The sequence below is a fragment of the Streptomyces sp. NPDC041122 genome, from assembly GCF_055592445.1.
In genome coordinates this window covers 967,113-992,252 of the sequence record NZ_JBVIYQ010000001.1, presented here as the reverse complement: position 1 = coordinate 992,252, position 25,140 = coordinate 967,113, and the positions used below count along the sequence as shown (strand labels likewise).

At 73.2% G+C, this 25,140-nt stretch carries 19 protein-coding genes; 8 read left to right on the top strand and 11 right to left on the bottom strand.

Annotated elements, in window-relative coordinates; all coding sequences use genetic code 11:
* Nucleotides 1-70 precede the first annotated feature (70 nt).
* Complete coding sequence (locus ACZ6B8_RS04290) at nt 71-1,519, top strand: NAD(P)H-quinone dehydrogenase (RefSeq protein WP_471088803.1); 1,449 nt, start codon at nt 71-73, stop codon at nt 1,517-1,519.
* A gap of 213 nt (nt 1,520-1,732) precedes the next feature.
* Nucleotides 1,733-2,677: a DeoR/GlpR family DNA-binding transcription regulator gene (locus ACZ6B8_RS04285; protein ID WP_471089174.1), complete on the top strand. Its 945-nt coding sequence runs from the start codon at nt 1,733-1,735 to the stop codon at nt 2,675-2,677.
* 173 nt (nt 2,678-2,850) lie between these two features.
* On the opposite strand, the gene ACZ6B8_RS04280 is transcribed toward ACZ6B8_RS04285, so the two are convergent.
* Together ACZ6B8_RS04280 and ACZ6B8_RS04275 are read right to left on the bottom strand one after the other, a co-directional pair.
* Nucleotides 2,851-3,414, bottom strand: coding sequence for a TetR/AcrR family transcriptional regulator (locus ACZ6B8_RS04280; protein WP_471606465.1), 564 nt, complete (start codon nt 3,412-3,414; stop codon nt 2,851-2,853).
* 303 nt (nt 3,415-3,717) lie between these two features.
* On the bottom strand, nt 3,718-5,490 hold the full coding sequence (locus ACZ6B8_RS04275) for an acetyl/propionyl/methylcrotonyl-CoA carboxylase subunit alpha (protein ID WP_471606229.1): 1,773 nt from the start codon (nt 5,488-5,490) through the stop codon (nt 3,718-3,720).
* A 387-nt stretch (nt 5,491-5,877) separates the two neighbouring features.
* Between ACZ6B8_RS04275 and ACZ6B8_RS04270 the strand changes: the two genes are divergently transcribed.
* Nucleotides 5,878-6,333 carry a hypothetical protein gene (locus tag ACZ6B8_RS04270; protein WP_471088807.1) on the top strand — a complete coding sequence of 152 codons (456 nt, stop codon included), beginning with the start codon at nt 5,878-5,880 and terminating at the stop codon, nt 6,331-6,333.
* A 13-nt stretch (nt 6,334-6,346) separates the two neighbouring features.
* On the opposite strand, the gene ACZ6B8_RS04265 is transcribed toward ACZ6B8_RS04270, so the two are convergent.
* The 4 genes from ACZ6B8_RS04265 to ACZ6B8_RS04250 all read right to left on the bottom strand — a co-directional run bounded on the left by ACZ6B8_RS04265 (nt 6,347) and on the right by ACZ6B8_RS04250 (nt 9,115).
* The gene (locus ACZ6B8_RS04265) at nt 6,347-6,955 is read right to left on the bottom strand and encodes a nucleoside triphosphate pyrophosphatase (protein WP_471088809.1); all 609 of its coding nucleotides are present in this window, start codon (nt 6,953-6,955) and stop codon (nt 6,347-6,349) included.
* Between the two features lie 94 nt (nt 6,956-7,049).
* On the bottom strand, nt 7,050-7,178 hold the full coding sequence (gene mmpB / locus ACZ6B8_RS04260) for a morphogenic membrane protein MmpB (RefSeq protein ID WP_471088811.1): 129 nt from the start codon (nt 7,176-7,178) through the stop codon (nt 7,050-7,052).
* Nucleotides 7,179-7,249: 71 nt separating this feature from the next.
* The gene (locus tag ACZ6B8_RS04255; RefSeq protein ID WP_471088812.1) at nt 7,250-7,456 is read right to left on the bottom strand and encodes an acyl-CoA carboxylase epsilon subunit; all 207 of its coding nucleotides are present in this window, start codon (nt 7,454-7,456) and stop codon (nt 7,250-7,252) included.
* A 24-nt stretch (nt 7,457-7,480) separates the two neighbouring features.
* The gene (locus tag ACZ6B8_RS04250) at nt 7,481-9,115 is read right to left on the bottom strand and encodes an acyl-CoA carboxylase subunit beta (RefSeq protein WP_471088813.1); all 1,635 of its coding nucleotides are present in this window, start codon (nt 9,113-9,115) and stop codon (nt 7,481-7,483) included.
* Between the two features lie 127 nt (nt 9,116-9,242).
* Here ACZ6B8_RS04250 and ACZ6B8_RS04245 point away from each other — a divergent pair, with 127 nt between their 5' ends.
* From ACZ6B8_RS04245 to hutH, 5 genes are all read left to right on the top strand, one after another.
* Entirely contained in the window at nt 9,243-10,106 is an 864-nt protein-coding gene (locus tag ACZ6B8_RS04245) for a biotin--[acetyl-CoA-carboxylase] ligase (protein WP_471606228.1), read from the top strand.
* 142 nt (nt 10,107-10,248) lie between these two features.
* Nucleotides 10,249-11,451: an adenylate/guanylate cyclase domain-containing protein gene (locus ACZ6B8_RS04240; protein ID WP_471088817.1), complete on the top strand. Its 1,203-nt coding sequence runs from the start codon at nt 10,249-10,251 to the stop codon at nt 11,449-11,451.
* Nucleotides 11,452-11,541: 90 nt separating this feature from the next.
* A complete protein-coding gene (locus ACZ6B8_RS04235; RefSeq protein WP_471606227.1) occupies nt 11,542-12,339 on the top strand; it encodes an enoyl-CoA hydratase/isomerase family protein in 798 nt (265 codons plus the stop codon).
* Between the two features lie 63 nt (nt 12,340-12,402).
* Nucleotides 12,403-13,575, top strand: coding sequence for a GGDEF domain-containing protein (locus tag ACZ6B8_RS04230; protein ID WP_471606226.1), 1,173 nt, complete (start codon nt 12,403-12,405; stop codon nt 13,573-13,575).
* A gap of 73 nt (nt 13,576-13,648) precedes the next feature.
* Complete coding sequence (hutH, locus tag ACZ6B8_RS04225) at nt 13,649-15,187, top strand: histidine ammonia-lyase (protein WP_471606464.1); 1,539 nt, start codon at nt 13,649-13,651, stop codon at nt 15,185-15,187.
* Between the two features lie 79 nt (nt 15,188-15,266).
* On the opposite strand, the gene ACZ6B8_RS04220 is transcribed toward hutH, so the two are convergent.
* From ACZ6B8_RS04220 to ACZ6B8_RS04200, 5 genes are all read right to left on the bottom strand, one after another.
* Nucleotides 15,267-16,061 carry a PepSY domain-containing protein gene (locus tag ACZ6B8_RS04220; protein WP_471606225.1) on the bottom strand — a complete coding sequence of 265 codons (795 nt, stop codon included), beginning with the start codon at nt 16,059-16,061 and terminating at the stop codon, nt 15,267-15,269.
* A 1,162-nt stretch (nt 16,062-17,223) separates the two neighbouring features.
* Nucleotides 17,224-18,207, bottom strand: coding sequence for a UDP-glucose 4-epimerase GalE (galE, locus tag ACZ6B8_RS04215; RefSeq protein WP_471606224.1), 984 nt, complete (start codon nt 18,205-18,207; stop codon nt 17,224-17,226).
* A 74-nt stretch (nt 18,208-18,281) separates the two neighbouring features.
* Nucleotides 18,282-19,946 (bottom strand): glycosyltransferase family 2 protein, encoded by a 1,665-nt coding sequence (locus tag ACZ6B8_RS04210; RefSeq protein ID WP_471606223.1) that lies wholly within the window; start codon nt 19,944-19,946, stop codon nt 18,282-18,284.
* A 77-nt stretch (nt 19,947-20,023) separates the two neighbouring features.
* Nucleotides 20,024-21,565: a hypothetical protein gene (locus ACZ6B8_RS04205; protein WP_471606222.1), complete on the bottom strand. Its 1,542-nt coding sequence runs from the start codon at nt 21,563-21,565 to the stop codon at nt 20,024-20,026.
* Entirely contained in the window at nt 21,562-25,110 is a 3,549-nt protein-coding gene (locus tag ACZ6B8_RS04200) for a bifunctional glycosyltransferase/CDP-glycerol:glycerophosphate glycerophosphotransferase (RefSeq protein ID WP_471606221.1), read from the bottom strand. The genes ACZ6B8_RS04205 and ACZ6B8_RS04200 overlap by 4 nt, the downstream gene beginning before the upstream one ends.
* Nucleotides 25,111-25,140 lie beyond the last annotated feature (30 nt).

Genomic DNA, 25,140 nt, shown 5'->3' with positions numbered 1-25,140 from the left:
ACCGCCCGGACGAGGGCCGTTCCACGGACGGCGGGCCCCGGCGCGTGACCACCTTGAAGCGTGCGGGACAATGGAGTACGTGACTCGGATCGTGATCATTGGCGGCGGACCCGGCGGATACGAGGCGGCTCTTGTGGCCGCCCAGCTCGGCGCGGAGGTGACCGTCGTCGACTGCGACGGTCTGGGCGGGGCATCGGTGCTCACCGACTGCGTCCCCTCGAAGACCCTCATCGCGACGGCCGAGGTGATGACCACCTTCGACTCGTCGTACGAAGAGCTGGGGATCATCGTCGCCGACGACACCCCGCACATCGACACCCCCGCGCGGGTCGTCGGCGTGGACCTGGGGAAGGTCAACCGCCGTGTGAAGCGGCTCGCCCTCGCGCAGTCCCACGACATCACCGCCTCCGTCACGCGTGCGGGCGCGCGCGTGCTGCGCGGCCGGGGCCGTCTCGAGGGCCAGCAGGACACCGACGGCTCGCGCAAGGTGGTCGTGCGGGCCGCCGACGGCAGCGAGGAGACCCTCGTCGCCGACGCCGTGCTGCTCGCGACCGGCGGTCACCCCCGCGAGGTCCCGGACGCCCAGCCCGACGGCGAGCGGATCCTGAACTGGACGCAGGTGTACGACCTCGACGAGCTGCCCGAGGAGCTCATCGTGGTCGGCTCGGGTGTGACGGGTGCCGAGTTCGCCGGCGCCTACCAGGCGCTCGGCTCCAACGTCACCCTCGTCTCCAGCCGCGACCGCGTGCTGCCGGGCGAGGACCCGGACGCCGCCGCCGTCCTGGAGGACGTCTTCCGCCGCCGCGGCATGAACGTCATGTCCCGCTCCCGCGCCGCGTCCGCCAAGCGTGTCGGCGACCGCGTCGAGGTCACCCTCGACGACGGCCGCGTCATCACCGGCTCGCACTGCCTGATGGCCGTCGGCGCCATCCCCAACAGCAGCGGCATGGGCCTGGAGGAAGCCGGGGTCAGGCTCAAGGACTCCGGGCACATCTGGACCGACAAGGTCTCGCGCACCTCGGCCCCCGGTGTCTACGCCGCCGGTGACGTGACCGGGATCTTCGCCCTCGCCTCCGTCGCCGCCATGCAGGGGCGCATCGCGATGTACCACTTCCTGGGCGACGCGGTGCAGCCGCTGAACCTGAAGGCCGTCTCCGCGAACGTCTTCACCGACCCGGAGATCGCGACCGTCGGCTACAGCCAGTCCGACGTCGACGCCGGAAAGATCGACGCCCGCGTCGTCAAGCTTCCGCTGCTGCGCAATCCGCGCGCGAAGATGCAGGGCATCCGCGACGGTTTCGTCAAGATCTTCTGCCGCCCCGGCACCGGAATCGTGGTCGGCGGTGTGGTCGTCGCACCGCGCGCCTCGGAACTGATCCACCCCATCTCGATCGCGGTCGACAACAATCTGACGGTCGAGCAGATCGCGAATGCGTTCACCGTGTACCCGTCGCTTTCGGGGTCGATCGCGGAGGTCGCGCGGCAGCTCCACACGCGCAAGACGGCGGGCGAGGCCTGACCCGGTACGGCGGCCGGGAACAACTCCCCGCAGGTCACGCACTGTTGTCGCTCATTCGCGCGGCATAGGCGGGGAGAGTAGGCACCTATACCACTTCCCACCCAGTCGTGCGAACAACTTCTGTAATTCGGCGCAAACTGCTGAAAGCAGACGGTCGTTGGGGTTACTGTCAGTTTCGTGTTCGCTGCAGAACGTCGCCAATTGATCCTCGAAATGGTGCGGGCCAACGGTGCGGTATCGCTCCGTGAGCTCGCCCGCGTCGTCCAGACCTCCGAAGTGACCGTACGGCGGGACGTGCGCGCGCTGGAGGCAGAAGGACTCCTCGACCGCCGACATGGCGGTGCGGTATTGCCGGGCGGATTCACGCGGGAGTCCGGCTTTCCGCAGAAATCACATCTCGCGACCGCCGAGAAGACGGCCATCGCCGATCTCGCGGCGGGCCTCGTCGAAGAGGGCGAAGCCATCGTCGTCGGGGCGGGTACGACCACGCAGGAGCTGGCCCGACGGCTCGCGCGGGTACCCGGCCTGACCGTCGTCACCAACTCCCTGCTGGTGGCACAGGCGTTGGCACACGCCAACCGGGTCGAAGTCGTCATGACCGGCGGCACCCTGCGCGGCTCGAACTACGCGCTCGTGGGCAGCGGTGCCGAACAGTCCCTCCAGGGGCTGCGGGTGACGCGCGCCTTCCTGTCGGGCAGTGGTCTGACCGCCGAGCGCGGCCTCTCCACGTCCAACATGCTCTCCGCGAGCGTGGACCGCGCGCTGGTCCAGGCGGCGGCCGAGGTCGTGGTCCTCGCGGACCACACCAAGCTCGGCACCGACACGATGTTCCAGACGGTGCCGACGGACGTCATCACCCGGCTCGTCACGGACGAGCCGCCGGGTCACGACGACCGGGCGGCCACCGAACTGCAGGCCCTGGCCGATCAGGGCGTGCAGATCACGGTGGCGGGCGGTGCCGCCGCCCCGGGCACGGCTCCTGGTGCCGAGCCCGCCCAGGCGGCGCGCCAGCAGCCGCGCAGGGAGCGGGACGTGCCCCTGCCGGGCCAGCGCCGCAACCACGGGGCGGGCCCGGGCCAGCAACTGCGCAGCGCACTTCTCGGGGAGCAGCCGCCCGGGGAGCGGGCCGCGCGCGTCGCCGACCTGCGCCGCCGCTGAACCGGGCGGCCGCGGGACCGCAGAGCGCGGACCCGCGGCCGCGACGATCAGGGACCCGTGACGGTCAGGGACCCGTGACGGTCAGGGACCCGTGACGGTCAGGGACCCGTGACGGTCAGGGACCCGTGACGGTCAGGGACCCGTGACGAGGGAATCGGCCGGGCGGTACGGTGCTACGACGCCGCCTGCCCGTCGGCCTTCAGGCCCCGCAGCGTCAGCATGAGCAGCCGGTCGGCCAACTCCGGGTCGTCCGGGGTCTCCTCGGCCGCCAGCGAGATCGCGTTGGTCAGCTGCAACAGGTCGGAGATGGAGACGTCGGGGCGGATCGCCCCCGCCTCCTGCGCGCGGGCGAGCAGCGCCGCGCCCGCCTCGCGCATCGGCATGCTGCACCGCGCCAGGGCCGAAGTGGCGTCGTGCGACGCCGACATGAGCGCGCTCGACAGGCCGCGGTACTCACCCGCATGAGTGATGATGGCGCGCAGCCACGCCACCATCGCGGCGCAGGGCTGCGGGTCGTCGAGCAGGGCGTGCGAGCGGGCGAGCAGATCGCTCACCGCGTCCTCCCAGACCGCGCTCATCAGCGCGTGCCGGTTGGGGAAGTGCCGGTAGAGCGTGCCGATGCCGACGCCCGCGCGGCGCGCCACGTCCTCCAGGGACGTGCCCGTGCCGTGCTCCGCGAAGGCCGAGCGGGCCTCGGCGAGCAGGCGGTCGTAGTTGCGGCGGGCGTCGGCCCGCATGGTCCGCGCCGACTGTGCCGTCTGCTGCGGCGCCTTCGCCTGCTGGCCCATGCCGGTCGTCATCCCCGCACCTTTCGTGGACGTACGCGTACCTCAAGGATGCCACTGCCGGGGCCGGCGGCCTGAGCGAGGCGGGGCCCGGTCGGCGCCGGGGCTCGGTCGGTCACCGGCTTCGCCGAGTTCGTCCTCAAACGCCGGACGGGCTTTATTTTCCGCCGGACGCGCCGGATTTCCGTCGGAACGCGGTGGAATGCCGCCGGGGCCCCGCTGGAACGTCCAGCGGGGCCCCGGCGGTCTCGTGCGTCAGTCCTTGATCTCGCAGATCACCGCGCCGGAGGTCAGGCTCGCGCCCACCTCCGCGGTGAGGCCCTTGATCGTGCCCGAGCGGTGCGCGTTCAGGGGCTGCTCCATCTTCATGGCCTCCAGGACGACGATGAGGTCGCCCTCGTTGACCTCCTGGCCCTCCTCGACCGCGACCTTGACGATCGTGCCCTGCATGGGCGAGGCGAGGGTGTCGCCGGAGGCGGCCGGGCCGGACTTCTTGGCCGCGCGGCGCTTGGGACGGGCGCCGCCCGCCGCCGCGGTGCGCGCGATCGTCATGCCGAGGGAGGACGGCAGCGAGACCTCGAGCCGCTTGCCGCCGACCTCGACGACGACCGTCTCGCGGCCCGGCTCCTCGTCCGTCTCGGCGTCCGCGGAGGCCGTGAACGGGGGGATCTCGTTGACGAACTCCGTCTCGATCCACCGGGTGTGGACCGTGAACGGGTCGCTGGAGCCGGTCAGTTCGGGCCCGAACGCCGGGTCCTTGACGACCGCGCGGTGGAAGGGGATGGCCGTGGCCATGCCCTCGACGGTGAACTCGTCCAGCGCGCGGGCGGCACGCTGCAGCGCCTGCTCACGGGTGGCGCCGGTGACGATCAGCTTGGCGAGGAGCGAGTCCCATGCCGGGCCGATGACCGAGCCGGACTCCACGCCCGCGTCCAGGCGGACGCCGGGGCCCGACGGCGGGGCGAACGTGGTGACGGTGCCGGGCGCGGGCAGGAAGCCCCGGCCCGGGTCCTCGCCGTTGATGCGGAACTCGAAGGAGTGACCGCGCAGTTCGGGGTCACCGTACCCGAGCTCCTCGCCGTCGGCGATGCGGAACATCTCGCGCACCAGGTCGATGCCGGAGACCTCCTCGGTGACCGGGTGCTCCACCTGCAGACGGGTGTTGACCTCCAGGAAGGAGATCGTGCCGTCGACGCCGACGAGGAACTCCACGGTGCCCGCGCCGACATAGCCGGCTTCCTTGAGGATCGCCTTGGAGGCGGCGTACAGCTCGGCGTTCTGCTCGGCGGTCAGGAACGGCGCGGGCGCCTCCTCGACGAGCTTCTGGTGGCGGCGCTGCAGCGAGCAGTCACGGGTCGAGACGACGACCACGTTGCCGTGCTTGTCCGCCAGGCACTGGGTCTCCACGTGCCGCGGCTTGTCGAGGTAGCGCTCGACGAAGCACTCGCCGCGGCCGAAGGCCGCCACGGCCTCGCGCACCGCGGAGTCGTACAGCTCCGGGACCTCGTCGAGGGTGCGGGCCACCTTCAGACCGCGGCCGCCACCGCCGAACGCCGCCTTGATCGCGATGGGCAGGCCGTTGGCCTCGGCGAAGGCGACGACCTCGTCGGCGCCCGACACCGGGTCCGGCGTGCCCGCGACCAGCGGGGCGCCGGCGCGCTGCGCGATGTGCCGCGCGGCGACCTTGTCACCCAGGTCGCGGATGGCCTGCGGCGGCGGGCCGATCCAGTTCAGGCCCGCGTCGATGACGGCCTGCGCGAAGTCGGCGTTCTCCGAAAGGAAGCCGTATCCGGGGTGGATGGCGTCCGCCCCCGCGTCCTTGGCCGCGGCCAGCACCTTGGAGATGTCCAGGTAGCTGGTGGCCGGAGTGTCACCGCCCAGCGCGAACGCCTCATCGGCTGCCCGTACATGCAGAGCGTCCCGGTCCGGGTCTGCGTAGACGGCTACGCTCGCGATCCCTGCGTCCCGGCATGCCCGGGCAACGCGGACAGCGATTTCGCCACGGTTGGCGATGAGCACCTTGCGCACGATGGCTCCCTCCTTGAAACAAGCCGAGTTTAGGGACTGCCGACACGGGCTTACGACCCGTCCCCAATGGTGAGCTTGCCCACACGGAGTGTGACTCGAGGTTGGCTAGGTCCGCGAAATCCCTTGTCGTACCGCGGTACACAGGGTCCCTCCACCGCAGCGTAGCCCTCCGATGTGGTCAAGGTCTCTGTGAGTCAGCGCTGCGGACGCGCGGCTTTCTTTGTGGAGTCCCTACGAATGGCCCAATGATTCTTTGCCCGCGGCACAGCTCTTGTCCCCGGGTTTACCGTCCCCCGAGCTCTTGATGAGCAGGGGGCGCCCCCATGTAGCGTGCGGGTGGCTCGGAACGTACTAGGGGTAACAGCAGCGGAGAGTGGGTGGGGCGCCGTGGCGCGCAGACCGGTGGCCTGGCTGGGAGCGGTCGTTCTTCTCGCGGAGGCGGTCGGCATCGCGCTCCTCAACTGGTTCCTCGGCCTCGTCGTCGACAAGCAGGACATGTCCCTGGCCGGACTCGACCCGCACGCGATGACCGTCTCGACCTGGATCGCCGGCCTCCTCTTTGGCGGCTACCTCGCGCTGTGCGCCCTCGTCCTGGCCCGCACCGCCGCCCGCGACCGCGCCCCCGGCACCTTCGGGCGGGTGCTCCTGATCAGCTGCGCCGTCGTGCACGGGCTGCTCGGCGCGTTCTGCGTCGGCCTGGTGGGCTGGGCCGCCTTCGTCTTCATGATGGTCGTGCTCGGCCTGATCGTGCTCCCGCTCGTGGCCTACGAGAAGAAGGCGCAGCGCGAGGGCGCGGCGGAGGGCGACGGGGCGCCCGGGAGCGGGGCGCCACAGCCCGCCTGAGTCGGCGCGCGCCCTACGGCGCCCACAACTGCGTGATGCTGACGCCCAGTTCCGCCAGCAGGCGGCGCAGCAGGGGCAGCGAGAGGCCGATGACGTTGCCGTGGTCGCCCTCGATGCCCTCGACGAACGGCGCCGAGCGGCCGTCCAGGGTGAACGCCCCCGCCACGTGCAGCGGTTCGCCGCTCGCGACGTACGCGGCGACCTCGGCGTCGGAGGGTTCGCCGAACCGCACCACGGTCGACGCCGTCGCCGACACGTACCGCCCGGAGGCGGTGTCGTGGACGCAGTGGCCCGTCTGCAGCACGCCCGCGCGGCCGCGCATGGCCTTCCAGCGGGCGGTGGCCTCCTCGGCGTCGGCCGGCTTGCCGAGCGCCTGACCGTCCAGCTCCAGGACCGAGTCGCAGCCGACCACGAGCGCGCCCTTGACGTCCGGCCGCGCGGCGACCACGGAGGCCTTGGCCTCGGCCAGCGCGAGGGCGAGCTCGGCGGGGGTGGGCGCGGACACCTTGTCCTCGTCGACGCCGCTGACGATCACCTCGGGGGCGAGTCCCGCCTGGCGGAGCAGGCCGAGCCGGGCGGGGGACTGGGAGGCGAGGACGAGACGGCGGGGCTGATCAGTCATGCGGATCAGCGTAGGCGCTGTGCCGGGCGGTGTGTTGCGCGTCCGCGGGTACGCGGTGGCTGTTCGCGCGGTTCCCCGCGCCCCTTCAGGGCGCTCAGTGGATGCCCAGCACGAACATCGCGATCACCATCGCCAGGGCGAGGACGAGGCCCGCGCGGCGCATCCTCGCCTGCAGGTCACGCATGTCCTTGGGCGGGTCGTTCTCCGGGTCGGACCACAGCATGCCCTCGATACTGTGACCGGCCGGGCCGGGGCGCCTGAGTACGCGTACTCAAGTTCCCCGGCCCGCCCTGCCTAGCCGGGCCAGTACGTGCGGCCCCACGCCGTCGGTGCGGGCGCGGGCAGCCGGTGGCGGGCCACCCGCGCGGGGTCGGCCCACGCGGCGGGCGGCTCGGGCGCACCGGACGTGCCGCCGGCCATCGCCGCGGCGCGCGCCTGGACCACCGCGAGGGCGGCGGCGAGCTCCTCCGGGGTCGGGTTCCCGCGGACGACCTTGATCATGAGGGCTCCTTACGTGATCGCGCCTTACAGGGGGATGTTGCCGTGCTTCTTCGGAGGCAGAGATTCCCGCTTCGTGCGCAGCTGACGCAGGCCGCGTACGAGATGGGACCGGGTCTCCGACGGCATGATCACCGCGTCCACGTAGCCGCGCTCGGCCGCCGTGTACGGGTTGAGCAGGGCGTCCTCGTACTCCCGGATCAGCCGGGCCCGGGTCTCCTCCTGGGCCGCCTCGTCGCCGGCCGCGGCGATGGTGCGGCGGTGCAGCACGTTCACCGCGCCCTGCGCGCCCATCACCGCGATCTGCGCGGTCGGCCACGCCAGGTTCAGGTCGGCGCCCAGGTGCTTGGAGCCCATCACGTCGTACGCGCCGCCGAAGGCCTTGCGCGTGATGACCGTGATCAGCGGGACGGTGGCCTCCGCGTACGCGTAGATGAGCTTCGCGCCGCGGCGGATGATGCCGGTGTGCTCCTGCTCGACGCCCGGCAGGAAGCCCGGCACGTCCACGAACGTGATGACCGGGACGTTGAACGCGTCGCAGGTGCGGACGAAGCGGGCGCCCTTCTCGGACGCGTCGATGTTCAGACAGCCGGCGAACTGCGTCGGCTGGTTGGCGACGATGCCCACCGGCCGCCCCTCGATCCGGCCGAAGCCGGTGAGGATGTTCGGTGCGAACAGCGGCTGCGTCTCGAAGAACTCGCCGTCGTCCAGGACGTGTTCGATGACGCCGTGCATGTCGTACGGCTGGTTGGCGCTGTCCGGGATCAGCGTGTCCAGCGCCAGGTCCTCGTCCGTGGGCGCCAGGTCGGCCTCCTCGGGGAAGGCCGGCGGCTCGCTGAGGTTGTTCGACGGCAGGTACGACAGCAGGGACTTGACGTACTCGATCGCGTCCTTCTCGTCGCCCGCCATGTGGTGGGCCACGCCCGACGCCGAGTTGTGGGTGCGCGCGCCGCCCAGCTCCTCGAAGCCGACGTCCTCGCCGGTGACGGTCTTGATGACGTCGGGTCCGGTGATGAACATGTGCGAGGTCTGGTCGACCATGACCGTGAAGTCGGTGATCGCCGGGGAGTAGACGGCGCCGCCCGCGCAGGGGCCGACGACCAGGCTGATCTGCGGGATCACACCGGAGGCGTGGGTGTTGCGGCGGAAGATCTCGCCGTACATGCCGAGGGCCATGACGCCCTCCTGGATGCGGGCGCCGCCGGAGTCGTTGATGCCGATGACCGGACAGCCGGTCTTCAGCGCGAAGTCCATCACCTTCACGATCTTCTGGCCGAAGACCTCGCCGAGCGCGCCGCCGAAGACGGTGAAGTCCTGCGAGAACACGGCGACCGGGCGGCCGTCGACCGTGCCGTAACCGGTCACCACGCCGTCGCCGTAGGGCCGGTTCTTCTCCAGGCCGAAGTTGGTCGAGCGGTGCTGCGCGAACTCGTCGAGCTCGACGAAGGAGCCCTCGTCGAGCAGGAGTTCAATGCGCTCGCGGGCCGTCAGCTTTCCCTTGGCATGCTGCTTCTCGACCGCGCGGGCCGAACCCGCGTGCTTGGCCTCCTCGATGCGGCGCTGCAGGTCGGCGAGCTTTCCCGCGGTCGTATGGATGTCGATGGCGCCGTCGTCGGCGCTGCGGTCTTGCGCGGGCACGTTGGGCTCTTCCGGCTCGGACATCGGGATGCGGCTCCCTGCCTGCTCAAAGGGGCTTGTCTAACGGCTGTGCGGCTGGCTACTGACCCGTAGCGTATCGGCGCCGATACGGTTCGGCAGTGCGGCGTTTACCACACCTAAGGTGGCTTGCATGACGCCGTCAGATGCTGAAGACAGCCGCTGGTCCGACCTGGACCGGCCGCCGCTGAACGCCGCTTCCCTGCGCAGGACCCTGCTGCGGGAGGGCGGCCTGTGGTCCTCCCTGGACGTGGTGGCCGCCACCGGTTCCACCAACTCCGACCTCGCGGCGCGGGCCGACGAGCTCCCCGAGGGCGCCGTACTCGTCGCCGAGGAGCAGAGCGCGGCCCGCGGCCGCCTGGACCGGCGGTGGTCGGCGCCGGCCCGCTCCGGGCTCTTCTTCTCGGTGCTGCTCAAGCCCGACGAGGTGCCCGTCGAGCGGTGGGGCTGGCTGCCGCTGCTCACCGGCGTCGCCGTCGCCACGGGGCTGTCCCGGGTGGCCGGCGTGGACACCGCACTCAAGTGGCCCAACGACCTCCTGGTGACCGTCGACGAGCAGGAGCGCAAGGCCGGCGGCATCCTCGTCGAGCGGGCCGGGGCGGTCGACGGCGGGGGTGTCGTGGTCGGCGTCGGCATCAACGTCACGCTGCGCGAGGAGGAGCTGCCGGTGCCCACGGCCGGCTCCCTCGCCCTGGCCGGCGCGGGCACCACGGACCGCGACCCGCTGCTGCGGGCCGTGCTGCGCTCCCTGGAGCGGTGGTACGGGGACTGGCGCGACGCGGGAGGCGACCCGGCGGCCTCGCGGCTCCAGGAGACCTACGCCGCCGGCTGCGCCACGCTCGGCCGCCGGGTGCGCGCCGAGCTCCCCGGCGACCGGTCGGTCGTGGGCGAGGCCGTCGCGGTGGACGGTGACGGACGGCTGGTCCTCGCCACGGAGGAGGGAATGCAGCAGCCGGTCGGCGCGGGTGACATCGTGCACCTGAGGGCCGCGGGGTGAGCCTCGTGCGGCGGGCGTGATCCACGGAGTTCCGGTGGGGTCAATAAGCCGGTCGCGGGAGTCGGACGTGAGCTGCGGCACACCTGCCGTAAAGTTGACGCCGGTCGATACCTGACCGCGGCAGATCGGAAGGGCAGCAGGCGTGACCGTCGACGACACGGGCTCCGGCACGGGCGCACACCCCGCTCCCGACGGCGGGTCCGGCCGTACCGCCGGGTCCTCCGGGGCCGGGGGCTCCGCATCGAGAGAGTTCGACGTGGACGACAAGGGCGACGGCGAGGCGGAGAAGGACCCGCTCGCCCTCCGTCTCGAACAGCTCATCCTCGGCGCCGACCGCCGCTACACCCCCTTCCAGGCGGCGCGCAGCGCGGGCGTCTCGATGGAGCTGGCGTCCCGCTTCTGGCGGGCCATGGGCTTCCCCGACATCGGCCAGGCCAAGGCGCTGACCGAGGCGGACGTGCTCGCCCTGCGCCGGCTCGCCGGTCTCGTCGAGGCCGGCCTGCTCAGCGAGGCGATGGCCGTACAAGTGGCGCGGTCCACGGGCCAGACCACCGCCCGGCTCGCCGAGTGGCAGATCGACTCCTTCCTGGAGGGGCTCACCGAGCCGCCCGAGCCCGGCATGACCCGCACCGAGGTCACGTATCCGCTGATAGAGCTGCTCCTGCCCGAGCTGGAGGAGTTCCTCGTCTATGTGTGGCGGCGCCAGCTCGCCGCCGCCACCGGCCGCGTGGTGCAGGCCGCGGACGACGAGGAGATGGTCGACCGGCGGCTCGCCGTCGGCTTCGCCGACCTGGTCGGCTTCACCCGGCTGACCCGGCGCATGGAGGAGGAGGAGCTCGGCGAGCTCGTCGAGGCCTTCGAGACCACCGCGGCCGACCTGGTCGCCGCGCACGGCGGCCGGCTCATCAAGACCCTCGGCGACGAGGTGCTCTACGCCGCGGACGACGCCGGCGTCGCCGCGGAGATCGCGCTGCGCCTCATCGAGACCATGGCCAACGACGAGACCATGCCGGAGCTGCGCGTCGGCATCGCCTTCGGCACGGTCACCACACGCATGGGCGACGTCTTCGGCACGACCGTGAACCTCGCGAGCCGGCTCACCTCGATAGCGCCCCGGGACGCGGTCCTCGTCGACGGCGCGCTCGCCGAGGAGCTCACGCGGACGGGCGAGGCGCCCGCCTCCGAGGCGCAGGCCGCCGAGGAGGCGGCGCGTGCGGAGAAGGACGGCGAGGAGCCGCCCACGTACCGCTTCGCGCTGCAGCCGATGTGGCAGCGGCCGGTGCGTGGTCTCGGCGTCGTCGAGCCGTGGCTGCTGGCGCGCCGGAGCGCTTCCCCCGCGCCCTGAGCGGACGCCGGGCCGGACGCCCTTCCCGCGGCCGGGTCCGGCTGACATGATCCCCGGGTAACGGTCGTTAACCGGAGGTGGAGGAGCGTCATGGGTGACGAGCAGCGGTACGGGGAGTACGTGGCGGTCCGGCGGCACGGCCACGTCGTCGAGCTCGTCCTGGACCGCCCCAAGGCGATGAACGCCGTCTCCACGGAGATGGCCCGCTCCCTCTCGGCCGCCTGCGCCGCCCTCACCGAGGACGCGGAGGCCCGCGTGGTCGTCCTGACCTCCACCCATGAGCGGGCCTTCTGCGTGGGCGCCGACCTGAAGGAGCGCAACTCCTTCAGCGACGCCGACCTGCGCCGCCAGCGCCCCACCACGCGCGCCTCCTACACCGGCGTCCTGGAACTGCCCATGCCCACCGTCGCGGCCGTGCACGGCTTCGCGCTCGGCGGTGGCTTCGAGCTCGCGCTCTCCTGCGACCTGATCGTCGCCGACCCGACCGCCGTGGTCGGGCTCCCCGAGGTCTCCGTCGGCGTCATCCCCGGCGGTGGCGGCACCCAGCTCCTGCCGCGCCGCGTGGGCGCCGCCCGCGCCGCCGAGCTGATCTTCTCGGCGCGCCGCGTGGCGGCGCCGGAGGCCCGGGAGCTGGGCCTGGTGGACCTCCTCGTGGGGGAGGGCGAGGCGCGTACGGAGGCGCTCGCGCTCGGCGCCCGCATCGCGGCCAACTCGCCCGTCGGGCTGCGCGCCGCCAAGCGTGCCCTGCGGCTCGGGCACGGGCTCGACCTGCGGGCCGGCCTGGAGGTCGAGGACGCGGCGTGGCGGACGGTGGCGTTCTCGGCGGACCGGGCGGAGGGTGTGGCGGCGTTCAACGAGAAGCGGAAGCCGCAGTGGCCGGGGGAGTGAGGGCCTGGCCCGGCTTCTTCGGGCTGAGGTTCCAAAACCCCCCAAACCTCCTAATCTGGGGAAATGGGTGAGGACGTCCGGCTGCGGGCCGTGGTGGAGCTGGCGCAGGGAATGGCCGCCGCGCGCACTCCGCGCGAGTCCTGGCGGGCCGCCGCCGCGGGGACCTGCCGCGCGCTGAACGGGAGCTTCGCGGCGCTGTCCGTGTGGGAGCGGGACATGGGCCGGCTGCGGGTGCTGGTGAACGCGGGGCAGCGCGTCCGGGGCGAGGAGGAGTTCCCGGAGAACGAGGCGTACCCCGTCCATCAGTTCCCGGAGATCACCGAGTTCCTGCACGAGCACTGGGCGGGCGGCGGGGAGCCGCATGCCTGGGTGGAGACCGCGGAGGGCCCGGCGGGCACCCGCGTGGCCGGCTACTGCCACCAGCGGGTGGCCGCGCTGCGGCGCCGGGGCCGGGGCTGCTGTGTGATCGCGCCGGTCGTGCTGCACGGGCGGGCCTGGGGCGAGCTGTACGTGGCGCGCGCGCCGGGCGTGCCGGTGTTCGACCGGGGTGACGCGGACTTCGCGACGGTCCTCGCGGCGGTGGTGGCCGCCGGGATCGCGCAGACCGAGCGGCTGGAGGAGGCCCGCAGGCTGGCCTTCACCGACGCGCTCACGGGCCTCGCCAATCGCCGCGCGGTCGACCTCAGGCTCGACGAGGCGGTGGAGCGGCATCTGGCCGACGGGTCCGTGGTCAGCCTGGTCGTCTGCGACGTGAACGGCCTGAAGCGGGTCAACGACACCCAGGGCCACGCGGTCGGCGACCGCCTCCTGGAGCGCTTCGGCTCGGTCCTCTCGCTCTGCGGCGCGATGCTGCCGGGGGCGGTGGCGGCCCGGCTGGGCGGCGACGAGTTCTGCCTCCTCTCGCTGGGCCCGACGGCCGACGAGGTGGTGCGGATCGCGGACGAACTCTGCGTACGGGCGACGGAGCTGGAGCTCGGCGACGGGGTGGCGTGCGGGGTGGCCTCGACGGGTGACCCGATCGGCCCGGTCCGCTCGGCCCGCCGCCTCTTCCGCCTCGCGGACGCGGCCCAGTACCGGGCGAAGGCGGCCCGCGCCCCCAAGCCGGTGGTGGCGGGCCGCGAGGGGGGCAGGGGCGGGCAGGATCCGGTGATCACTCTGGCCGACGCCCCGGAGGGCACGTCCGCGGCGGGGGAGCGCCGGAAGTTCCGGGGGAGGGGGCCGGGTCCGGGGCGGTAAGTGGTCCGTACCGAATCCGACCGTGACACCCGGCGATTCAATCCGTACGCTGCTGAATATGGATATGCACACCGTGGGCACCGTGGCCCTGGGCCCCACAGGGACAACCGCGGCGGACGTCATCGCCGTCGCGCGCGACAACGCCCGGATCGAACTGACGGACGACGCACGGGCCGCGCTCGCCGCCGCCCGCGAGACCGTCGACGCGCTCGCCGCCAAGCCCGACCCCGTCTACGGCGTCTCGACCGGCTTCGGCGCCCTGGCCAGCCGCCACATCGGCCCCGACCTCCGCGCCCAGCTCCAGCGCAACATCGTCCGCTCGCACGCGGCCGGGATGGGCCCGCGCGTGGAGCGCGAGGTGGTCCGCGCGCTGATGTTCCTGCGCCTGAAGACGGTCTGCTCCGGCCACACCGGCGTACGCCCCGAGGTCGCGCAGACCATGGCCGACGTGCTCAACGCCGGCATCACCCCGGTCGTCCACGAGTACGGCTCGCTGGGCTGCTCCGGCGACCTCGCCCCGCTCAGCCACTGCGCGCTGACGCTGATGGGCGAGGGCGACGCCGAGGGCCCCGACGGCGAGGTGCGGCCCGCCGGCGAACTGCTCGCCGCGCACGGCATCACCCCCGTACAGCTCCGCGAGAAGGAGGGCCTCGCCCTCCTCAACGGCACCGACGGCATGCTCGGCATGCTGATCATGGCCCTCGCCGACCTGGAGAACCTCTACAAGTCGGCCGACGTCACCGCGGCCCTCACGCTGGAGGCGCTGCTCGGCACGGACAAGGTGCTCGCCCCCGAGCTGCACGCCATCCGCCCGCACCCGGGCCAGGCCGCCTCCGCCGCCAACATGCTCGCCGTCCTCGCGGGTTCGGGCCTCACCGGCCACCACCAGGACGACGCGCCGCGCGTGCAGGACGCGTACTCGGTGCGGTGCGCCCCGCAGGTCGCGGGCGCCGGGCGGGACACGATGGCGCACGCCCGCCTCGTCGCCGACCGCGAGCTGGCGGCCGCCGTCGACAACCCCGTGGTCCTGCCCGACGGACGGGTCGAGTCCAACGGCAACTTCCACGGCGCCCCGGTCGCGTACGTCCTGGACTTTCTCGCCATCGCCGCCGCCGATCTCGGCTCGATCGCCGAGCGCCGCACCGACCGGCTGCTCGACAAGAACCGCTCGCACGGCCTGCCGCCGTTCCTCGCGGACGACGCGGGCGTCGACTCGGGCCTGATGATCGCCCAGTACACGCAGGCGGCGCTGGTCAGCGAGATGAAGCGGCTCGCCGTCCCGGCGTCGGCCGACTCGATCCCCTCCTCCGCCATGCAGGAGGACCACGTGTCGATGGGCTGGTCGGCGGCGCGCAAGCTCCGTACGGCGGTCGACAACCTGACCCGCATCGTGGCGATCGAGCTGTACGCCGCCACCCGCGCGGTCGAGCTGCGCGAGGGCCTCACCCCGGCGCCCGCGACGCGCGCGGTCATCGAGGCGGTCCGCAAGGCGGGCGTCGAGGGCCCGGGCCCGGACCGCTTCCTCGCGCCGGATCTCGCGGCGGCGGACGCGTTCGTACGGGCCGGGGCGCTGGTCGCGGCGGTGGAGCCGGTCACCGGGGCGCTGGCCTAGGCGACCGCCGTACCGCACGCATGACAGAGGGTGCCGTCACGGGCTGACGGCACCCTCCGTGCGTGCGGGTGACGGCACGTCAGTCGCGGTCGACGTGCTCGCGGGTGATGTCGCCCTTGACCGCGTCGACGTCGAAGTCGGTCTTGTTCCAGTCGTCGGTGACGACGTCGACGGACCAGACGAGGGAGCCGCTGTCGTTGTCGTCCAGGCTGACCGAGGTGACGGTGCCCTTCTTCTTGGCCGTGGCCGTCTTGGCGGCGTCCTGCGGCGTCTTCTTCGCCTTGGCGAGCCAGTCGGCCAGCTCGCGCTTGTCGTCCGCGTCCTGGTCCTTGTCCGGGTCGGAGCTGATCACCTTGCCGGAGACCGCGTCGATGTGGACCTTGTGGACGGTGCCGTCCTTCTCGGCGACTTCGGCGACCCACTGAGGGTTGCCGGAGCGGGCGCTGGCGCTGGCACTGGCGCTCGGGCTTCCGCTGGCACTGGCGCTGGGGCTCGCGCTGGCGTCGTCGTCCCGGCCGTCGCGGTCGTCGTCGTCCACGCCCTCCAGGTCCAGCTCGGTCAGCTTGCCGCCCGAGACCTTGGCCAGCGCCGTGTCGGCGGCCTTGTCGTAGGTGACCTTGGTGACGCCGAGCAGTTTCTTCCGCTCCTGCTGGTCCTCCGTGAGGGACGCGCTGCCGGAGGGGCTGTCCGACGGGTCGGCCTTCTCCTTGGGGACGGACGCGCCGGAGGCCGAGGAGGCGGACGTGTTGCTGTCGTTGCCCCCGCACCCAGTGAGGAGGGCGGCCGAGGCGACGAGGGCGCACACGGTGCCGGCGATGCGGATGCGGCGGGCACGGGAGGTGCCGGAGTTCTTCTGGCGGAGCTCGTTACTCATATCCGCATGATGAGCCGAGGCCCACCCCATTCGGCCGCCCCACGCGCGAGGGTCACCCGATCGAACCGCAGCGTGGCTCCTGGGGGCGGTCCGGGTTGTCGTGGGGGCTCTGTGTCTTCGGTGGGCCGGCGCCTTCGATTCCTACCGGGGCCGCCCGGGTGTTTGCGGAGTGTGGCGCTTCCGGGCCGGGAGTAAAGGGCGCTCCGCTGCGCTACGCGTCGGCTTCGCCGATTGCGCTGCGCTCCACCCTTGACTCCCGTCCCTCCAGCGCACGTTGACGTTCGACCCGGACGGCCAGGGGTGAGGCGGCGGACCTAGCCGGTCGGGTCATCAGCTTTCGCGGCCGGGTGCGGACCGGCCCATCGTGGGCGCGGGCCTCGGTGCGTGCTCGGCCAGCAGCCCGGCCACGCCGCTCGGGCCAGCCGCTTTCGTCGCCGGGTGCGGACCGGCCCATCGTGAGCCGACGCCACGGTGCGCGCTCGGCCAGCCGCCCGGCATCCCCGCTCGGTTACCTACTTTGGGAAAGTTGCGAAGCAGACCGTCGCGCGCCCCCTGCCCACTACCCGAGCGCCGTCGCGGACGGGGGCGCATTCGGTGTGGTGGCAGGGGCGCGCGGCGTCTGGATTCGCAACTTTCCCAAAGTAGGTGCCAGACCGCCCTGCGGGCAGTCCATCGGAGGTGGGGTCCGCCGACGATGGGCCGGTCCGCACCCGGCGACGAGAGGTGATGGCCCGAGCGGCGATGCCGCGTGGCTGGCCGAGCCCGGACCCTGACGTCGGCTCACGATGGGCCGGACCGCACCCGGCGACGCGAGGTGATGACCCGAGCGGCGTGGCCGTGTGGGTGGCCGAGCGCGCACCGTGGCGTCGGCTCGCGATGGGCCGGTCGGCACCCGGCAGCGAAAGGTGATGACCCATCCCAGCCGAGCCCGCCGCCATCCCCTGGCCGGCCGGGTCGGACGTTTCGCTGCGGTGGAGGGACGGGAGTCAAGGGTGGAGCGCAGCGGAATCGGCGAAGCCGACGCGTAGCGCAGCGGAGCGCCCTTTACTCCCGGCCCGGAGCCGCCACACTCCGCAAAAACCCGGGCGGCCCCGGTACGAATCAACGTCCCCGGCCCACCGAAGACACAGGGTCACAGAGGGCGCCGGACCACCGAAGGTGCCTAACTCCGCCCCGCCCCGGGATGCAACCGCACCCACCCCTCCCACGCCGACACAACCATCTCCCGCACATCCCGCTTCGCGGCCCAGCCGAGCTCCGTCGCGACGCGGTCCGCCGAGGCGACCACGCGGGCCGGGTCGCCGGGGCGGCGGGCCGTCACCTCGGCGGGGGTGTCGTGGCCCGTGACCTCGTTGATCAGGTCCGTCATCTCGCGGACCGACACGCCCTCACCGCGGCCGATGTTGAGCGTGAGCGCCGTGCCGGGCGCCGCGGACGCCAGGGTGCGGGCCGTCGCCACGTGCGCCTCGGCCAGGTCGACGACGTGGATGTAGTCCCGTACACACGTGCCGTCGGGGGTGGGGTAGTCGTCGCCGAAGATGCGCGGCGCCTCGCCGTCCGTCAGCTTCTCGAAGACCATCGGGACGAGGTTGAAGACGCCGGTGTCGGCGAGCTCGGGCGACGCCGCGCCCGCCACGTTGAAGTAGCGCAGGGACGCCGTCGCCAGACCGTGCGCGCGGCCCGCCGCCGCGACCAGCCACTCGCCGGCCAGCTTCGTCTCGCCGTACGGGCTCATCGGCAGGCACGGCGTCTCCTCGGTGACGAGGTCGACGTCGGGCATGCCGTACACCGAGGCGGAGGAGGAGAAGACGACGTGGGCGACGCCCGAGGCGACGGCCGCGTCCAGGAGGGCGCGCAGGCCCTCCACGTTCTCCCGGTAGTAGTGCAGCGGGCGCTCCACCGACTCGCCGACCTGCTTCTTGCCGGCCAGGTGCACGATGCCGGTGACCGCGTGCTCGGCGAAGGTGCGGGCGAGGAGCTCCTCGTCGAGGACCGAGCCGACCACGAGCGGCACCCCGTCGGGGACGCGCTCGGCGATGCCGGTGGACAGGTCGTCGTAGACCACGGCCCGCTCGCCCGCCTCCGTCATGGCGCGGACGACGTGCGCCCCGATGTATCCGGCGCCGCCGGTGATCAGCCAGGTCATGGTCGTCTTGTCCCGTCTTGTCGCGAGTGTGGTGCGTGGAGGTGCAGTGTCGCAGAGGCCTTGTCGGGGCCGTGTCAGCGGCCTGCCGTACCCCGGACGGACCCCAGCAGCCTGGTCAGACGGCGCCGGGCGACGCCGGCCACACCCCGTATGCCGGGGGCGAGGCGTACCGAGAGGTTCCCCGCCTGGGTGGCGTACGGCTGGACGAGCAGCACCCCGCGCCGCCGGCTCGGCACCACCGTGCGGCGCAGCAGCCCGGGCCCCGCGACGGCGCTCGCGGTCGTGTCACGGGCCGTCCCGTCGTCGAAGTGGAGCCGCAGCCGCAGGTCCCAGACCCCGTCGTCCAGCGAGCCGAGGTCCAGCAGGGCGGTGGCGACCCAGGTCTCGCCGGGGCGCTCGGCGCGGAACGCCGCCGTCCTGCGCAGCCCCGGCAGATCGCCCTGCCGGTGCACCAGCTCGACGTCGACCGTGGCGGGCCCCGCGTCCGCCACCCGCCCGTACAGCTCGCGCAGCCGCAGCGTGAGCCGCGACCCGCCCGCGGCCGGGCGCAGCTCGCCGTCGACCGCGATGGGCAGCAGCCGCACCGGCCGTACGAGCAGGTGCTCCAGGGTGACCTGGGGGAGGTCGTCGGCCCAGACGGGCGTGGCGTCGGCCGCCCGCGGATAGGGCGGCGCGAGGCGCGCCGGACGCGCCGCCACCTGCTTCAGACGGGTCAGGTCGCGCGGCTCCTCGGAGGCGAGGACGACGCGCGCGATGACGCGGCCCGGCGCGGGCGCCGCGTCCAGGTCGGCGGCGTCGAACGTCGCCAGGTACGCGCGGGTGAGCGCCCACCACTCGCGCTGGTAGGCCGCGCCGCGCGCGGTGAGTTCGCGGGTGTACATGCGCAGGCTGTGGTCGAGGAACTTGGTGCGGGCCGCCCGCGCGAGCCGCTTGCCGCCGGTGCCGCGCGCGTCCCGGAGGATCTCCACGGACTGGCGGTGGGCCTCTATGCGGGCCTGCCAGTTGGCGACCCCGGAGCGGTCCAGGGAGATCGACAGCTGGGCGGCGGCGCGCCGCACGTGCCAGACGTAGACGGTGTCGGGGACGAGCGCGATGCGCGGCGCGGCGGCCAGCATCCGCGCGGTGAAGACGAAGTCCTCGTAGATGAAGCGGCCTTCGGGGAAGCGGATGGCGTGCTCGCGCAGGAAATCCGTGCGGTAGAGCTTGTTGACGCAGAGCGTGTCGTGGACCAGGCGGGGGCGCAGCTCGGGGCGGACGACGAGCTGCGCCTTGCGGTAGAGGTCGGGCTGCCAGGGCACCTCGCGCCCGCCCGGCAGCTCGCGGCGCACGCACAGCCCGGAGGCGACCTCGGCGCCGTGCCGGTGGGCGGCGGCGAGCAGCGCGTCGGCGGCGCCGGGCGGCAGCACGTCGTCGCTGTCGAGGAACATCAGGTACGGGGCTTCGGCGGCGTCGATCCCGTCGTTGCGGGGGGTGCCGCAGCCGCCGCTGTTGGACTCGCGCCGGATCACCCGCACGCGCGGGTCGGCGCGGGTGAGCGCGGCGAGGACGCCGGGGCTGCCGTCCGTCGAGCAGTCGTCGACGGCGACGACCTCGCGGACCACGGGGCCCTGGGCGAGCGCGGAGCGCACGGCGTCGGCGACGTGGGCAGCGTCGTTGTAGCCGATCACGACGACGGAGACCTGGGCGGCGCGGGACGCCTGATAGGGGGCGGGCGACGGTTGAGGCAGGGTGCGTTCCACGGGGGAAATGTTAGGGGCTTCTGGTAATTATCCGATTAAGAGGGCTTTCGCGGGCGGGGCAAGCCGCCCGCCCGGTGTCATTTCCGGCTCGGCACCCTGGCCAGTACTTCCCCGGTTCGCCGGCTCCAGTCCACGACGACGGCCTCCGGCGGGACCTTCTGGTCCGGGGCGAGCAGCAGCCACCGCACGCCGTAGCGGCGCACGATCGCGGCGCGTTCGGCGCGGGTGGAGTCGGGGGAGAGGTAGGCGCGCACGGCTTCGAGGCGGCGGTTGCGCACGCTCTCGGCGAGGGAGGCGTCCGGCCAGGCGGGCGCGACGAGGTTGGCGCCGTAGCCGGGCACGGAGCGGGTGGGCCGGTAGGAGTCGGTCAGGACGACATCGCCCCGGTGCAGATGGCCGACCGCCCATCCGTACCCCGGCCAGCGCGGCGGCTGGTCGAAGCCGACCGGGTCCAGGGCGCGCGGCACGACGGCGCCCGCCTGGATCTGGAAGAACCCGACACAGACGCCGAGCGCGGCGGCCCCGGCGAGCGCCCCGCGCCGCCACCCCCAGGGGCGCGGCGCCGCGAGCTCGATGGCGAGGGAGAACTGCAGGGGCACCAGGGTCAGCCCGAGGATCCGCCCGTAGGTGTAGTGCCCGCTGACCCAGCCGTACGCGACGACGGCGCACTCCAGGGCGAACATGAGGACCAGCGGGTCCCTGCGGTCCCTGCGGAAGCGCAGCCACAGGGCGGGCAGCCCCAGCAGGGCCAGCCAGAACCGCTGTGGCATCTCGGTGTAGAGCTGGCGGTGGATCCAGTCCACGGAGGCGTCCCCGACCAGGGAGAACACGCTGTAGTACGGCCAGATCGCCGCGACCACCGCCGCCGTGAGGGCCGTCGCCGCCCACGGCCACGCCCGGCGCCAGGAGGGCCGGCGCCCGGACGCCGCGAAGGCGACGACGCCGATCACCGCCGCCACCGACGAGATCGGGTGGATGAGCAGGATCAGCCCGCACAGCGCGCCGAGCCCCACATGGGCCCACGGCCCGCGCCCCGCCCCGTGCTCGGCCCCGCGCACCAGCGCCCCGGCCCACGCCCACGCCCAGAAGGCCAGGCCGATCGCGAACGTCGACGGGTAGCCGAGGTTGCCGGTCATCGACATCAGGCCCAGATAGCCGCTCCACCAGGCCATCCGCGTGCCCCACAGCAGCACCATCGCGCCCAGCGCGAGCACCGGCGCCCACCGAAGCGGCGTCAGGACGCGCACGAACCGGCCGATGCCGGTGAGCAGGACGATCAGGTTCAGCGGCCCGGAGATCTTCACGACCTGCCAGCCGGGCAGCCCGGTGACCTTCGCGAACAGGCCCTGCGCCACGGCGTAGGGCGAGTAGTACGCGCTGCCCTGTCCCGGCAGGTCCGCCATCGGGTGCGCGGGGTGCAGGAGGTCGTCCTTCAGCCGTTCGACGACGGCCGCGTGCTGGCCGAAGTCGCAGCAGATCGGGACCCGCCAGAACGCCAGCGACATGACCAGCCAGAACAGCGTGCCGAAGAGGAGGTACGGGGAGGGCCGCCGGCGCGGGCGGCCGCCCATCGCCGTCGCGCCGTGGCACACCCGGCGGGTCAGCAGCGCGCCGCTCACCGCATCAGCCTCTCCGCGACCCGGGCCGCCGCCCCGCCGTCGTCCAGATCGCAGTAGGACTCGCGGAACGCCGCGTACGCCTCCGCGTGCCGGGCCGCGATCGCGTCCAGGTCGCTGAGCGCCTCGACGACCTCGCCGGTGGAGGCGAGCAGCGGGCCGGGGGCGTGCGTCTCGAAGTCGAGGTAGAAGCCGCGCACCGTGTCGCGGTAGTGCTCCAGGTCGTAGGCGTGGAAGAGCATCGGGCGCCCGGTGTGCGCGAAGTCGAACATCAGCGAGGAGTAGTCCGTCACCAGCACGTCGGCCAGCAGCAGGAGTTCGGCCGCGCGCGGGTGGGCGGAGACGTCCCGGACGAAGGGGGCACGGGCCCCCGGGAGGCGGCCCGCCGTCAGCGGATGCTTGCGCACCAGCAGCACGTGGTCGTCGCCGAGCGCGGCCTCGGCGGCGCGGAAGTCGAGCGCGGGTTCGTAGCGGAACCTGCCCGGGGAGTACGCGAGATGGTCCCGGTACGTCGGCGCGTACAGCACGATCCGCTTGTCCGGCGCGATGTCGAGTTCGCGGCGGACCCGGTCGGCGACCTTGCGGCGGTCCTCGGCGAACAGCACGTCGTTGCGGGGCGAGCCGGCCTCCAGGACCTCCCCGTCGTAGGCGAGGGCGCGCCCCAGGTGGGGGGTGGAGAAGCGGTTCGGGGAGACGAGCACGTCCCACTGGCGGGAGAGCCGGGGCAGCGCGTCGAGGTGGCCGTGGTCGGCGTAGAGGGTGTCGGTCAGGTCGGTGCCGATGCGCTTGAGCGGGGCGCCGTTCCAGGTCTGGACGACGGTCTGGCCCGCGCGGCGCTCGAAGAAGTCCGGCAGGTGGCCCGCGGTGACGATGCGACGGCAGCGGGCCAGCGCCTCGTACCAGTCGGCGCTGTGCTCCTCGACGCCCTTCGCGCCGGGCGGCACGTGGGTCTGCTGGTCGTGGGTGACCCACAGGTGCTCGACGTCGGCGCCGCGCCGCACCAGCTCCTCGTGGACGGCGCGCGGCGAGTCCCCGTCGAAGTACAGGACGGCGTCGGTCAGCGGCAGCGCGCGGCGGCTCGGGTAGTGCACGGTACGCAGCCGGTGGCGCCGGTACGCGCCGCGCTCGGAGCGCGGGAGGACGGAGCCGGCGGTGAGCAGCAGCCGGTCGCCGAAGCGCCGGTCGACGGTGAACTCCCGCCCCTGCACGGTCCGGTGGAGCGGCAGCGTGACGGACGCGGCGGCGAGCAGCCGTACGGGCATCCCGTCCTCGGCGCGCGCGGCCCCCGCACCGCCCTCGGCCCGCGCGGCCCCGGCGCCCCCGTCGGCCTCCCGCAGGAAGACGTACCAGCGCCCCTCCCGCAGCACCCCGCCGCCCGGCGCGACGACCGCGCGGAACCGGTCGCCGTCCCGGGTGACCGGCACCGTCAGCTCCTCGTCGCGGCCGCTGTGCCGCAGCACCAGCTCGGCCGCGCCCCAACTGGCCGCCGTCAGCGTGCCCGCCACGGTCAGCGTGCCGTCGGCGTCCCACGTGACCCGGTCGGCGATCGGCTGCCGGGTCAGCTCGACGACCAGGCCGCCCCGGTCGTTGGCGGTGGCGCACAGCTCCCGGCCCGCACGGGAGGCGTACCGGCCCGGCGGCAGGTCGAGGGTGGCGGCGAGGGACTTCAGGGTGCCGTCGGGCAGGACGAGGTTGGCCTGCCAGCGGTCGCCGTGCGGGGGCTCGACCTCCTTGGGCGCGCGGTGCGGGGTGGGCGGCACGCGCTCCAGGCCGGCGAGGGGGACCCGCACCTCGAAGCGGTCGCCGTCGATCCGCACCGGGTGGTCGAGGTCCGTCGCCGTGGGCGCGTGGGTGAGGCGCAGGGCGGTGGGGCGGGCGCGGCCCGGCAGGGAGCCGGTCAGCACCACGTCGTCCCCGTCGAGTCGGTGGGCGTCCACCCGGGCGGCGTACTCCTGGACGCGCAGCACCAGCCGGCCCTTGCTGAAGCCGAGGACGAGCCGCAGCCCGTCGCCCAGCTCCCGCACCACCGACTGCGCGGACGCCCCCTCCGAGGCCCGCACCGCCGAGCGCCGCACGGTGCCGTGGCCCGCGACGACCACGCCGAACAGCCAGTTGCCGGGCCGCCAGCGGCCGCCGGTCTTCAGCTGCTCGGGGTCGACGGTCATCTCGAAGCCGGACAGGTCGTAGCAGTGCAGCTGCTGCCGCGACCGCTCGGTGGCCAGCGGCGCCGCGACGGTCCTGGTCGGCACCCGGCGGATCTGGCGTCTGCTGTGCGCCGCCCTGAGCAGGCCCGCCTTGATCGAGTGGCCGGGCCGGGTCGCCGCCAGATTGCGCACGTAGGCGTAACCGCTGATCCGCAGCTTGCCGTCGTCGCCCCACCGGGCCTCGTCCACCCGCGCCACGACGGGCAGTTCGCCCCGGCCCACCCGCGCGAGCTTCTCGGGGAGCTGGCCGACCCCGGGGTAGGCGGCGCTGCGCCGCACCGTGCCGCGGACGTGGAAGGCGGTGCCGTTGGCCCGCTCGAAGGAGAGCAGCTCGATGAGTTCGGCGGTGCGCGACTCGCGTACGAGCTGCCACTTGATGCGCAGGTCGACGGGGAGCCGGGTGAGGACGGCCGGGTCGGCGCGGCGCAGGAACGCGGCGGTGTCCGCCATGAACGCCGCGCGGTACTCCGGGCCGCCCATCGGCAGCCCCTCCAGGAAGTACACGAAGTCGTCGCGCAGACAGGACGCGTCGTACGTCTTCTTCATCTCCGGCGCGTGCTGGGCGAGGAAGGCGCTGACGTGCGCGCAGGCCGCGATCCGGTCGCGCACGCCCTTGACGTCGGTGCGCCGCCGGGTGATCGAACCCTCGCGCACCCGCCAGTAGTAGACGTGGTCGTCGAGCACGTCCACGGACCCGGCGAGGAAGTGCGCCGGGATCATCACGGGCGTGTCCTCGTAGAGTTTGCCCTCGGGGAAGGCGAAGCGGTGCCGGTCCCAGAAGGAGCGCCGGAACACCTTGTTCCAGGCGACCCGGTCGGAGAGCAGGTCCAGGTCGCGGGAGATGTGGGTGCGGGTGCGCGACTCGGTCAGCCACTTGTACTGCCAGGCCTGGGAGCGGCCGCGCTCGGTGAGCCGCCAGACGTTGCCGCTCGCGAAGTCGGAGCCGGTCTCGTCCAGGCTGGCGATCATCCGCGCGTAGGCGTCGTGCGGCACGACGTCGTCGCTGTCGACGAAGGTCAGGAACTCGGCGGTGGGGGAGGCCTTGCGCACCCCGGTGTTGCGGGCGGCGCTCAGCCCGGCGTTGCGCTGCCGGACGTAGACGAAGCGGGGGTCCCTGGCGGCGAACTCGCGGGCGATGCTGGGGCTGCCGTCCGTCGAACCGTCGTCGACGAGGATGCACTCCAGGCCGCCGCGCCCGCGCGGGCCGCCGTGGGGTCCTGGCCCGCCCGGACCGTCCGGCCCGCCGGGACCCTCAAGGGTCTGCCCTGCGATCGACTCCAGGCACTCCTCCAGGAACTCCTCGACGTTGTAGATGGGTACGACGACGCTGAGACGGGGCTGCACGGCGACCGGCCTTTCGTGGGGATAAGGGCA